The 13,910-nt window shown below is 43.9% G+C and carries 7 protein-coding genes; 1 reads left to right on the top strand and 6 read right to left on the bottom strand.

The genetic code is table 11. From position 1 onward, the window contains the following. Nucleotides 1-240: 240 nt before the first annotated feature. The gene (locus tag EAH55_RS09070; RefSeq protein WP_162996795.1) at nt 241-1,407 is read left to right on the top strand and encodes a hypothetical protein; all 1,167 of its coding nucleotides are present in this window, start codon (nt 241-243) and stop codon (nt 1,405-1,407) included. 8 nt (nt 1,408-1,415) lie between these two features. On the opposite strand, the gene EAH55_RS09065 is transcribed toward EAH55_RS09070, so the two are convergent. The 6 genes from EAH55_RS09065 to EAH55_RS09040 form a co-directional block, all read right to left on the bottom strand. Next, on the bottom strand, nt 1,416-2,384 hold the full coding sequence (locus tag EAH55_RS09065; protein WP_121809344.1) for an alpha/beta fold hydrolase: 969 nt from the start codon (nt 2,382-2,384) through the stop codon (nt 1,416-1,418). A 208-nt stretch (nt 2,385-2,592) separates the two neighbouring features. Further along, nucleotides 2,593-3,624 carry a DUF1735 domain-containing protein gene (locus EAH55_RS09060; protein ID WP_121809343.1) on the bottom strand — a complete coding sequence of 344 codons (1,032 nt, stop codon included), beginning with the start codon at nt 3,622-3,624 and terminating at the stop codon, nt 2,593-2,595. Nucleotides 3,625-3,703: 79 nt separating this feature from the next. Continuing rightward, nucleotides 3,704-5,389, bottom strand: coding sequence for a RagB/SusD family nutrient uptake outer membrane protein (locus tag EAH55_RS09055; protein ID WP_121809342.1), 1,686 nt, complete (start codon nt 5,387-5,389; stop codon nt 3,704-3,706). A 23-nt stretch (nt 5,390-5,412) separates the two neighbouring features. Beyond that, nucleotides 5,413-8,250: a SusC/RagA family TonB-linked outer membrane protein gene (locus EAH55_RS09050; RefSeq protein ID WP_121809341.1), complete on the bottom strand. Its 2,838-nt coding sequence runs from the start codon at nt 8,248-8,250 to the stop codon at nt 5,413-5,415. A gap of 34 nt (nt 8,251-8,284) precedes the next feature. Continuing rightward, nucleotides 8,285-10,141: a RagB/SusD family nutrient uptake outer membrane protein gene (locus tag EAH55_RS09045; RefSeq protein WP_244228138.1), complete on the bottom strand. Its 1,857-nt coding sequence runs from the start codon at nt 10,139-10,141 to the stop codon at nt 8,285-8,287. 15 nt (nt 10,142-10,156) lie between these two features. Continuing rightward, nucleotides 10,157-13,687, bottom strand: a complete 3,531-nt coding sequence (locus EAH55_RS09040; RefSeq protein ID WP_244228136.1) for a TonB-dependent receptor — start codon at nt 13,685-13,687, stop codon at nt 10,157-10,159. Between the last annotated feature and the right edge of the window lie 223 nt (nt 13,688-13,910).

Genomic DNA, 13,910 nt, shown 5'->3' with positions numbered 1-13,910 from the left:
CACGATGTAATGATATATTAACCTTTTGTAGCTGATTTTATACGACAACACAGATTTTACAAGATGTCGCCGCCCCTAAAAGCGAAGAAGCGCCACCACAAAACACTAACTACCAGATAATTAAAATAAAAATACCCGCCACCGGGTATTCATTTTGTGCATTTATTAGTTAAATTTGGTTACCAATAATACCTGCGTGCCGAAAAAGGGATCAAAGAGTAGGCAACAATCATCCAACCCATGGCCTTATTATTAGTTTTTGCCTTAATGGCGTCGCTGTCGCTAATTCCCCTGTCGTTAAAAAAACGGCTAATTAAGCTATCAGCAAGCGCGTTGATATTGATGATTCCCATTTGCGCCGCTGCCCAGACAGGAGCAGGCGACAGTACAAAAACAGCCCCGATTAAAGCAGATTCCGTTAAAACTGCCACCCTCCCCGATTCGATCTTAAGCATTACTAATTTAAGCGGGCGAAAAGATTCGGCCAGGCTTAACGAGATCATCGCTATCAGGATAAAAACCAAATTGCCTATCGATTCATTTAAAACACTTTATGTAGATGACATTAAGGTGGGAGAGACTGCCTTCTGGAGCAGTAACGACTATGAAAAGATCATTTATTTTAAGATCGATGAATCTGTACAAAACCTTGCCGTTCAGTTTTTAGCCAGCAAATCTATCGATAAGGCCCGTATCCCCGTCTATTTTTCGGTCGGCGATTCGCATGGCTATATCACCAAAGGCCTGATCAAAACCCAGCTTGAGGTTAAACAAAAAATAAACCGGGTTTGGGTATGGATAATGGCTGTTGTTATGGCCGGCTTCCTGGCGATGGGCCTGAAGAATAATATTTTAAAAGACGATGCCAATATTTACTACAGCCTCAGCCGTACACAATTATTATACTGGACCGTGATCTTTTCCGGCGCGTATCTGTACATCTGTAACGAAACCGGGGCTCTGCCCGATATTCCGGGTTCATTACTGGCTATCCTGGGTATCAGTGCCGCAACTATGGCCGCGGGCAAGGTTATCGAAAACGATCAGAAACCTAAAACAGATATTGATCCCAAAGCGCACAGCGAAGGCTTTTTTCATGATATCCTGTCCGACAGGAGCAGCATCAACATTCAACGCCTCCAAAATGTGATGTTCAATGTTTTGTTTGGGTTGATCTTTATCCAACGAACAATATCATCAAACCTGTTAGCCGATTTTGACAACAATATTCTGTTAATGATGGGGATAAGCGCCGGTACTTATGCAGGTTTAAAAGCCACCGAACCTACCAAAGATCAACCAACGGAACAACACGACTCTACCACGGTTGGCAATGAGCCTCCGCCGTCACCTGCGGACAAACCTGCAGTAGATACCGGTAATGGAGGAACGGCTCAGCCAGGTTAAACCGGTATTTACTTAGCCAAAAACTCGTTGATAACCGCGAATTCTTTTTCCGGCTCTTCAACCTGTGGGTTATGGCCCGATTTTTCAAAAATCTCGAATTGCGCTTGCGGGCAGTACTCTTTGTATTTAACCGCCATCCACGGTGTTGCCACCCGGTCAAAGCGGCCGGTTACAATCAGGATCGGCATTTTCAGATCTTTAAGCTGTTTACGGTAATCGAAAGTACCTATATCGCTGCCTACAATAAAATCGCCGTCTTTACCTACCATCTGATAGTAAACCTGGCTATAGTGCGGATTTGGATAATAGCGGACACTTACTCCTTTCTTAGGTTCAAAATTGCCGGGGTTATACGCATATAAAAACCCGTAAGGCACTTCGCTATATATGGCCTGATGATCCCGATCGCTTGATACAGCTCCTTCATCCCTGATCTTCATCAGCCTTTCCCAAACTTCAGGATAGTTGGTTTTTATTTCATGGTTGGAATTATCATCATTTTCCTGCCACATTACAAAACTGTGAAAGGTATCGGCCAAAATAAGGTGGCTCAAATGTGCAGGGTATTTAATCGCATAGCCCTGTGCTACCACCCCACCATACGAATGACCCAATACGGTGATTTTATCCAATTTTAAAGCTACACGCAAGCCTTCTATATCATCAATGTCACGCGCAAGGCTATATTCTGTAACATTCTTAACCGAATCAGATTTACCACGGCCCAACGCGTCGAAATAAATTAACTGGTGATGATTATTGGCCAGCGAATCAAAACTACGCAGCCCCAAATGGGTACCACCCGGACCACCTGCAATAAAAACAATCGGATCGCCCTCCCCAACTGTTACCACCCATAGCTTCGCCCCATTTACAGTAACGTACTTGCCGTCGGTCCAGCTGTCAACGTGTTTTACCTGAGCCTTTGCAAAAGTTGCAATTAAGATTAATGCTATGGCGATATATAAGTGTTTCATGCTTGTGTTTAGAGCAACTAAAATAGAAATTTAAATGATAGTGCGAGACACTCTGAGGGCACAAAAGCTCCCTTCTGATAGAGACGACATTTTCCGTAAAAAAAGCGCCCCGGATCTCACCCCGGAGCGCTTCATAGTATAAACTTATACTAATCAACTAAATCTCAATTTATTATTGAGAATCGGTTGGCTATTTCTTGCAGATTTATTAATTCACTCTTCTGAAATCAATATTGGTGACCTTGATACCTGTTGTACCCAGGCTCGAGCCGCCCGAACGGATAAGCACATAAGCAGTACCGCTTTTAGGAAACGATACAACGTTACCACTACCCGCACACGATATTGCCGACAATAAACCGTTGAAAGGCGATTTGCCGCAGCCGTTCCAGGTGTTCAGCGCGATACGGGTACCTCCGTCTGCGTAATCACTCGCTTCAGAAGGTACTGCCTGACCTACATAAACCTCAAACCAGCAATCGGATGCGCCTGAGCCTGCTACAGTCATATCAATTTTATACTTTTTGTTAGCCCTTACTTCAACAGCCTGAACTATACCTTGCTGCCCCCAGTTACCACCTGTTGCCAGTACACTGCCATCGGCATTTACTTTAAATGTTACTCCATCCGTACGGTGATAAATTTGCCATTTGGTATTATCTATCACATTGGTTTTAGGAGTAATAGCATCTATCAGGTCTGCAACGGTAAAATAAATGACAGCCTTATTCATATCGGTATTAACTTCCTGCTTTGATGAGTTTGCGATTTTTATACCCAGGGCTGCTACTTTACCATCATACTTGCTGAGGCTGGCAATTTTTATTTTAGGGGTGATACTCCCTTTCATAATGTTATTATCCAGCTTCACAGTATCCTTTGCGACCAATGTAAAATCGGCCGGATCAAGGACAACCGTATTTGCGGGTAATTTACCCGCTGTGACAAGTCCTGCTATGGCCGCATTATCGGTACTTACATCAACTGTAAGGGTTTCAAAGTTTGATTCGCCGCCCCGGTAAACCGGAATGGAAAAATTAACTGTATTTGTTGTACTATCAACCTTAAGTGAACTTCCGGCCATTACATCAACCAAACCATCAGGTTTTTCAGAATCAGGCAGGTATACTTTTACGGCAGGGTCCGACTTTACACCGTTCAGGTGCTCCTGTTTACAACCTGCAACTCCCAGCAACAGGCACGCCGCCGAAAGCTTTACTAATGATGCATTAATTTTCATGAAAATATTTTTTACATTATTAATTTAAATCATTCAACAGCCCATCGCCCTGGTTTAAAGACGATGGGGCTGCTTGTATCTACCAGCCCGGATTTTGTGTCCAGCCTGTTTTTGAAATCTCTGACTGCGGTATAGGATACCACTCCATTTTAGCGGTAAATACCCTGTCTTCCAATTTTTTCACGCTGTAAACACCAGCACTGGTTATGTCAATACGGTTAACCGGCTTGCTGAAATAGCTTACACCTTTTTTCCACCTGCGCACGTCCCATAAGCGGTTGTTTTCAAAGCTTAACTCAACGTTACGCTCATGCTCAATAGCCTGCTGATTTAGCTGGGCCACTGTAAGTGCAGGCATCTGCACACGCTGCCTTACCCTGTTAATAGCCTGGAGCGCTGTCATGCCATACCCCTGCGGATCGGCACTTGGACCGTAAGCATTAAACATGGCCTCGGCATAGCTTAACAAAACATCGGCATATCTGAAATACATCCAGGCATGATTGGTAGTTGTATTGTTGATGAGATCGACAGATTGGTTAACCCATTTTGACAGGTAATAACCTGTTTTAGTTGCATTTTGCTTAGGTAAACCACTGTTACCGCCAAAATAGGTTTGGATAGCAGTTCCTTTAAAGGTCCCACCATTGTACACGATAGTTGCTGCAAAACGCGGGTCGCGGTTAGTATAAGGAGCAGCAGCATGGGCCGGATTAGTCCAGTCAAACGGAACCGAACCTGTAATGGTACTTCCTGATTTTACCAGCACTTCGTAATCGCTAACCAGGTTTTCGGCCGGTGTAATGCTGTTACCATTACTGTTTTGAAATACAATAGGGAAGTTATTGTATTCGATCAGATTCATGGCGCCATACCTGCGGAAAAAGATAGCCTCACCCGATGAAGTATTATTGGCGCCAAAAAGGTTGGAGTAATTAGCATCAAGCGAATAACTGCCCATTGCAATTACATCATGTGCCGCTGACGCAGCCTGAGCCCAGGTAGTAGTTGAACCATTTGCCGTAAACAGCGGACTTGCACCGTAAAGCAGGGCTTTAGCCTTCAGGGTTTTGATAGCCCCGTTGGTTACCCGGCCAGACTCATACCATGAATACGGCGAAAGGTTAGCCGGGATAATAGCGGCAGCCTTATCACACAATGAGGCAATGTATTTGATACATTCATCAACCGAATTACGCTGTACGTTTTTCCATGAGTTTGGATCATTATAATCAAGCGGCTGCTCAAAAATAGGGACACCACCATAGCGTTTTACCAGCTCAAAGTAAAAGTAGGCCTTTAAAAACAGGGCCTCGCCTTCCATAAACTTAACGTTATTGCGGGCGTTATAATAAGTGGTTGAATCTGTAGATGTAATTTTATCCTTGATGTAGTTGATATCAACCTTGTCCTTATTTTTAAGATAAAGATTTGCCTGGCGGATGCCATCAAAATTAGTTGCCCAAACATTGTCGGGGTTGGTGTACTGGTTCCAGGTACCGTAGTTAAATACCTGTACAGGATCAACCGAGTTGGTAGCTTCCGCTTCATCAGTAGCCCCTTCAAGGTTAAGATTACTTATGCCATCGGGCAGGTAACTGTATGTGTTCCACATCTGTTGCTGCACATAGGTATAGTTTGAGTACAACTTATCGGTGGTAATGTCGGCCTTAATGGTTTGCACCTCCAGGTAATCGTGCTTACATGATGAATAAAGCAGGGTACCCAGGGCCAGCATTGTTATTGTATATCGATTTCTTTTCATTTCCTTGCAATCAAATTTTAATACTACAATTTCACTTTCATACCAAATGTTACTGCTTTTACCAAAGGATAGCCCATTGAAAGGCGCTCGGCTTCAAGGCTTTCTATTTTATCCCATGTAAACAGGTTGGTACCATTCACGAAAACCCTTACAGCATCCAGCTTCCTTAAAAATCCGCGCTGAGGTAGCGTATAACCTAATTCAACACTGCGCAGTTTCAGGAAGTTGCCGTTGCGCATCCAGAAATCAGATTGTTGGTCGTTATTAGGATTTGCAAGCGTTGATAACCGCGGCGAGGTAGCAGTTGCGGCGTTTTGAGGCGTCCAGCTATTTGCCGAAAACTCAGAGATGTTATTATTGAATACAAAAGGATGGGTATAGGTATAAGCAGAATTTAACAAGCTCACAGTACGGTGCAATACGCCCTGCAGATACGCGTCAAAATCAAAACCCGCGTATTTGAAGCCAAGGTTAAAACCTAAAGTAATTTCAGGGAGTACTGAATACTTCATTGGCACCTTGTCATAATCATTGATGATACCGTTACCATCCTGGTCTTTAAATTTCAGGTCGCCTGGCTTAACATTGGTATATGATGATGCTGCAATACCCGGTTTAAGGTTACCGTTAGCATCAAAATCCGACTGCTGGTAAAAACCTGTATATACCAGTCCCTTCATTTGGCCAATAGGATAGCCTTGGGTATACAGGTAGCTATACGGCTGCGGATTTTCCGAACGCTTAACTATTTTGTTGCGGGCATAAGCAAATGAACCGCCTACATAATATTTGAATTTGTTATCATTTTGCTCATACTTCAATGATGCTTCCAAACCTTTGTTGTGTACTTCGCCGGTGTTAGCATATTGCAAGTTAAAGCCGGTATAATCAGGTACACTTGCTGTCGGAACTTCAAGGATGCCGGTACGTTTTTCGGTAAACACATCTAATGTACCCGAAAGGTTTTTCCATAAGGTGAAATCTAAACCAACGTTAAAGGTTGTTTTTTTCTCCCAGGCAAAATCAAGATTGGCAAAAGGGCCTTCGGTCAAGCCTCCGTGCCCGGTGTTACCTGTACCTGTGATCCAACCTGGTGCGCCAACTGCAAATTGCTGGTATAAAAAGCGGTAAGCCTCATTGATGTTACCCACAGTACCATATGAAGCACGTACCTTCAGGAAGTTAATGGTTGAGTTATCCTTCAGGAAATCTTCTTTTGAAGCAATCCAGCCTAAACCAACAGCCGGGAACCAGCCATAACGATGACCGGGGCCAAAATCAGCAGATCCGCTGTATGAACCTGAAAGATCAACGATGTATTTTTTATCGTAATCGTAAGTTACATTACCGGCAATACCTTGTGTACGCACCTGGTACACGATGCCGTCATGCGTATAGCCCTGCCTGCGTGCCTGGATCATACCCGTAAAGGTTGATTTGCCGAAAGTACGGTCATAATCAAAACCCATCCTAACAGTTGTACGGTTCCAGTGTGCCCCCCCGCCATCACTGCTCGATTGACTGATAGGTGTTACCGGGGTTGAGCCATAAATAGCATTACCCTGTGCATCCTGACCGGTAATTTCGTACGAGTTTACCGAGAATTGTTTTTGGTAGATACCTACATACTGGTTGGCAAAAGATACTTCACCTTTAAGGTCGAGACCTTTGGTTAACTTATCCAGTTTTTGCACAAAGCTGAAATTGGTTTGCAGGTTACGGGTATGTGACTGATAAACGCCGTTTTGCTGTAAAAGCTGTATAGGGTTAAATTTATATACCGAGCTGTTACCCCAGGTGCCGTTAGGGTTTTTAACCGGGAAAGCAGCTGCCGGGATAGCCATAATATTGTTAAACAGCTGATCTGCGGTAAAGCCTGAAGGCGTATTTCTATCTTCGGTAATACCGCTGATATTGGCTGTTACCACCAGGTTTTTATTCAGTTGTAACTCAATATTTGCCCTGAGGTTTAACTTGGTGTATTTTGCATTAGTACCAAAATCCTTATCAATGATGTCGGCGTTTTTGTATAAACCTTCAAAATTGGTATAGTTCATCAGTACAAAAAACTTGGCTGTGTTATTGCCACCACGGAAACCAAAGTTATAATCCTGGATAGCCGAAGTTTTTTTAAGCAGCTGATCATACCAGTTCACATTCGGGTGAAAAGGATCATTAGCGGCCTTGTATAACTCCGGATTAGCATATTTAATTGGCAAACCATCGTTGGTTAGCGCATTGTTATAGTTTGTGGTATAACCGTAAGCATCCATCACCTTTGGCAGGTCGATAGGGCTCAGAATGCCATATTTACCATTTACAAATACCTGTGTTTTGTTTAAAACAGCACCTTTTTTGGTGCGGATACTTAATACGCCCGAACCACCTTCAAGTCCGTAAACTGCCAATGCAGCAGCATCTTTAAGTAAGGTAACCGATTCAATTTCATAAGCCGACAGACCGCTGATTGCACCCATATCAACCTGGAAACCATCAAGGTAAATCAACACCTGGTTACCCTGAAGGTTCCAGCTGCTCACCCCTCTCATATAAAAGGTTGGGTTATCATAACCTGGCTCGCCCGATCCGGTAACTACGGTTAAACCCGGAATGCGGCCCTGTAATGTATTAAGCAGGTTTCCCGAGGTCATGCGGGTTAAGTCTTCGCCCGAAAGCGTGAAAACCGCCCCTGTATTACGCCATGCTTTATCTATTCTCAAGCCGCCGTCAACAAAGTCTTTATAGGAGCTTGCCTTTTTTATAGTGTCGGCCGGTGCCGTACCTGCAGTTTGGGCGTTTGCCGCCGAAAAACTGCAGAACGCAAGCATCCAGGCCAAAAAGTTTTTATAATCTTTTTTCATTGTTTTTCACTAATTGTTAATGTGTAAAAGCCTATTACCAACCTGGATTTTGTCCGTCCCAACTACTGTTACCTAAATACCTCAAACTGATCTCGGTACTTGGGAATGGTACATAGTAGTATTTGGCAGGGAACACCCTTGTAACAAATGGAACTGTTGTCCATGTACGTTTTAACTGTCCGCCAACGTTCCTGGCAGTGGTTTGAATACCGTGCAACACCGTATTCAATACAGTTTTGGCTTTTAACCAGCGGTTCAGGTCATTATAGCGGTGTCCCTCATAAGCAAACTCAATGGTTTCCTCATTCTGAACCGCGTCCCTGAACGCATCAATAGTGGCCGGGTTTTTATCAGGCATCCCGGCACGTTGCCTGATCTTGTTCAGATAATTTGCAGCTTCGGCACTTGGGCCCTGGTATTCGTTAAGCGCTTCGGCATAACCAAGGTAAAACTCGGCAAGGCGGAAAACCGGCCACGCAAAATGGTTATCGGTCATGTTATCAACCCTTGCAACAAATTTGTAGGTTTCAGTAGCGTAACCATCTACACCGGCATCACTGCTGGCCAGGTTACCATCGGTACTGTAATCGCCTTTTTTGTAGTAAGCAAGAATACCGCGCTGGCTGCTGTAGTATTTACCATCATAAGCAATGGTTTGATAAAAACGCGGGTCAAGGTTCCATGCTGCTGCATCAACCGGTAAATCGGTGCCGCTTGCAGGCATTGTCCATTTGGTGCCATCAATTTTTTCATACTGCTGTATAAACTCGATAGGTACATTGTTTTTAACACCCCACTGCGCCAAACGTAATTTTGATGAAAGGTACTGGCCCCATGCAGAACCATCAGCCCAGCCAGCAGAACTCGGAACCTGGTTTGAAGTATTAACCAAGATTAGCTCCTGGTTGGCAAACACATTCCATACCGACTCATAGTCACCCAACGTGGCGTATGTTTCACCGGTTGTTAGCGGATGTCCTGTATTTAACAGGGAAACACCACCAGCAGCGGCATTATCAATCACATCTTTAGCAGCTTTGGCAGCTTTGTTCCAGCGCTCTTTATCATAGCTGGCATAAGCTAACACCGTATCGCGGGTGTCATTAAACCTTGCGCCAGATACATCGCCTTTCATATTGCCAGGGGTATTATAAAGCGGGCTTGCTGCATACAGTAAGATCCTTGCTTTTAAAGCCATAGCTGCCAGCTTGGTAACGCGACCAAAATCGGCAGAAGGACGGGTTGCAGGCAACATTGACGCGGCCTGGTCGCACCATTTAACCACACTATCAACAACTGATTGTACCGAACTGCGCGGGATTGCAATTTTCAGGGTACCATCAAGTGGTTTGTTTACAATAGGCACACCTCCATAATACCTGAACAATTCATAATGCTGCATAGCACGGCAAAACAATGCTTGTCCTTTAACATCGGTTTTCCAGGCGTTATCAGCGTCTGCTACTTTATCGATATTTTTCAATACCAGGTTAGCTTGCCTGATGCCTTTATAGTGCCAGTAAAAACCGGCCCCGTTATCCTGGCCAAAACCATAATCGCAGTTATTATCGGCACTCATGTTACCGGTAATGTATGAACCAGTGTTAATGGTATTTGAGGCCCAGTCATAAGCCGGGTGAATGATATAAAGCTGATCGGTAACTGCTTCGGGACGGCAGCCGTCATAAGTTTCAGGAAAGTATCCCCTCACACATAACATATACATTTGGGCTACCGCGTACTGCGCCTGGTTGCGGGTATCAAAAATGGTATCAACTGTTACCGCACCGCCTTTAGGCTTTTCAAGAAAAGTTTTTTTACAGCTTGTTGAAAGCATACCACCTATGAAACAAGCCACAAGCAGTAAAATAATATTTGTTCTTTTCATCATTGCTATATTTTATGATTAAAAATTAACATTAACGCCTACGTTATAGGTGCGGGTAAGCGGATAACCGATGTAACCTAAGTTTTCAGGATCGCCCCAGATCTTGTTTGGCGACCATGTATACAGGTTATATCCGTTGATATAAAAACGGGCCGAGCGAACGCCTATCTTTTTCAAAAGCTCGGGTTTAAGCGTATAGCCTATTTCCGCGTTTTTCAATCGTACAAAAGCGGTGCTTTTTAAAAAGAAGGTATTGTAAGCTGCATCCTGATTATATGCAGCAATAGGGAAATCAATACGGTCGCCATGGTCATAACGATCCTGGGTGTACCTGTTCAAATCCACATCAAACAATGATTGCTGCTTGTTAAAGTGCAACTCCTGCATGGCATATTTAGCCACCCCTGATTGCCCCTGGAACAAGGCCGAAAAATCAAAACCATGAAAGCTAAAGCCAAATGATACACCGTAGCTCAATGTAGGCAAGTCGGTTTTACCAGAGCGTACATAGTCTTTTTCATTGATGACACCATCGCCATTAACGTCTTTAAGCCTAACCTCACCCGGTTGTAAAGGCGCACCGGCATAACCCAAATCTTTCTGATAAACCGGGTTACCCGCCGCGTTGTTGTATGGTTTGCCATCGGCGCCAACCGCCAAAACAGGCTGTGAAAGTATCGGGTTGCCGTTACCATCAATTTTGTATAACTGCGACCATGAAGTATAAAGCCCATCGGCCTGCAGGTATGAGCCCTGGTTGATAGGACGACCGGTAGCTGCCTGGTACTCTAAGCCCGGCGCAATCGCTTCATCTTTAAACAGGATCTTGTTGTGGTTTGTTGAGGCATTACCTTTTATCCACCAGGTAAATTTACCAGGAGCACTGGTATAGCTCAGTTCAATCTCATCGCCCCAGTTCTTTACTTCGCCCAGGTTGTACGGAGGCAGGGTTGCCTGCACTATGCCTGGTACACTGCCTTTGTATGAAAGGATGTTTTTACGATGCTCGTTATAGTGATCATAAATAAGCGAAAGACGATCATTAAACAGGTGAGTTTCCAAACCGATGTTTGATTTGGTTGCTGTTTCCCAGGTAACATTAGGGTTACCCAATACGTTTTCCTGAGCCCCCTGGATCCTGTTACGATCATTAAGCGTACCAAATGTATAACCACCGCCAGCGTTGTAACCATTTACATATTGCCAGGTATCAGGCAGGTAAAGGTAACGGGCTGACGTGTTTGTACCGGGAATATTGATCCCGTCATTACCTACTTTACCTAATGATCCGCGGATTTTTAAATAAGTTATATAATCGGTTTTAGGAAAAAACGACTCATTACTTGCAATCCATCCTAATGAATATGCAGGCAGGAAACCGAACCTTTTACCTTCAGGGAAGTTTTCCGAACCGTTATAACCCATGTTATACTCGGCCAGGTAACGGTCTGCATAATTATAAGTTACCCTACCCGATACACCTTCGTAAGCGTGCGGAAGGTCATACAGCAAATTCGGATCGTATTTTTTCTCGGCATTGGCAAGGATCAACGCGGTTACCGTGTGTTTTTTAGCAAATACACGGTTATAGTTGATAGAGAACTCACCATATACCTTACGCCATTTATCGGTGTAAAAATCTGTCCAGCGGGCTGGCGCAACGTCATTGGTTAGCTGTACCAGGATAGGATCGAGCTTATTGCCGTTAGGATTTGGACGCAAACCGTACAATAACGGTGTGTATTTACCACCAGTACGGCTCTGGAAATAACTATCATAAGCACCACGGGCGTTTACCGATAAACCAGGGGTAATATCATCTAATTTATAGGTTAATTTGATGGCCGAGTTTAAGGTACTATTGGTTGTAATATTGTAGTTGTTGCTGTTGGCGATAGCGTACAGCGGGTTAAGCTGATCGTTTTGATTAGAGAAAGGCACTACAAACTTGCCGTTTATAATACCGGGAGAACCAAGCGGCGATGACCATAAAATACGTTTTTCCCAGGTGTAGCCATCGTTATCCATACCGGTGATGGTTACGTATTGAGTTGATACATCTACAGACACCCTGAAATCGCTGTTTACATCAAAATCGAGGTTTGAGCGCAGGTTATAACGTTTCTTTTTAAACTGCATCTCGTCAGAAAAAGGCATATAATCGGTGTTGAACAAACCGCCTTGTGCCAAATAGCCCAAGGAAACAAAGTATTTGGTTGCCTTAGTACCGCCGGTAATGTTGGCGTTTACCTGTGTTTGAGGAGCAAACTTATTGAAGATCTGTTTTTTCCAGTCCTGATCAGGGTGACCATACGGATCATAATAAGGGTTTGCCTGCCCGTTAATAGTTGGCGTATGCGCGTTTTGATAATACTTCAGGTCTTCGGGCGAGTAGTATATCGTCGCGTCTTTGATCCAGTTAGCATCACGTTTGGTAGCGAAGTCGTTCCAGGTTTTCACATCGGCATCCCTTGAATGCTGGACCCAGTAGTTTTCATAACTCTGCTCATTTAACAGCGTAGCATACTGGTACGAGTTAACAAAGTTGGGCATGCTCGAAAACTGCGAAATCGCTGTCTGGAATGTTGCACTCACTTTTGGTGCACCTTCTTTACCTCGTTTGGTAGTAATAAGGATAACACCATTTGCACCACGCACACCATATACTGCTGTTGCCGAAGCGTCTTTCAGGATACTGATAGATTCCACCTCGTTAGGGTCGATATCATTATAGCTGTCGCGGGCAATGCCGTCAACCATGATCAGCGGTGCTGTTTGACCAGTGTAAGTACCCACACCACGTACATATAATGTAGCGCCGTCTGCACCCGGTTTACCGCTGGTTTGAGTTACCGTTAAGCCTGATAAGCGACCGGCCAGCGCATTACTCAGGTTAGCAACCGGCGACTGCACCAGGTCTTTGGTGCCAATTGATGTAATAGCGCCGGTTACGGTTTCTTTTCTTTGTACGCCATAGGCCACAACCACAACCTCGGTAAGGTCTTGCGGTGCATCTTCAAGTATTACACTTATTTCAGATCGGCCGTTAAGGGCAACTTCCTTAGTTCTGAAACCAACGAAAGAGAATACCAGAGTGGCGTTTGGCTCGGTAACGTTAATGGAATAATTACCATTAATATCGGTTATGGCGGCAGCCGTCGAACCTTTCTGTTTTACAGTTACACCAGGTAAGGGTAATCCTTTACTGTCCACAACTTTACCATTGATCTTTTTAGGCGCATTACTTTCTGCCGCTGTTTTTCTGCGGATAAGAATGGTTTTGTTGTCGATGGTATAAGTTAACGACTGATTGCTTAAACACAGGTCCATAACCTGGTTTATAGTAGCGTTGGTAAGATCAACAGTTACCGGTTTGGCCAACTTAATGTCTTCAGAATTGTACAGAAAATCATAATTGGTTTGATTTCTGATCTCTTCAAAAACTTCTTTTAAAGTTGTTTGTTTAACCTTTAAAGTAACTTTCTGTGCATAAGTTGCGGCAGACACCTGTAAGAAGGTAACTGTTAGCAAAATGAGTGTCAGTTTCATAATAAGCACAGGTTTATATAGGCGCCCACGATGTTTGCCGCAAGTAAATGCAGTAAAATTTTTATACATTTGAATGTCAGTTTATTAATAAGTGGTTGTAATCGCTGCAATTAGTTTTACTATCTGGCATTGCCATAAAACGGCTTAGGTCAGGGGCGGTCCGAAACGCTCCTGGCTTTATTTTTTATGCTGATAGATAATTGGTTGGGGATATTGAAGAGTG

It is taken from the genome of Mucilaginibacter kameinonensis (genome assembly GCF_003675385.1).
Taxonomy (GTDB): domain Bacteria; phylum Bacteroidota; class Bacteroidia; order Sphingobacteriales; family Sphingobacteriaceae; genus Mucilaginibacter; species Mucilaginibacter kameinonensis.
This window is presented reverse-complemented; position numbering and strand designations above follow the sequence as displayed.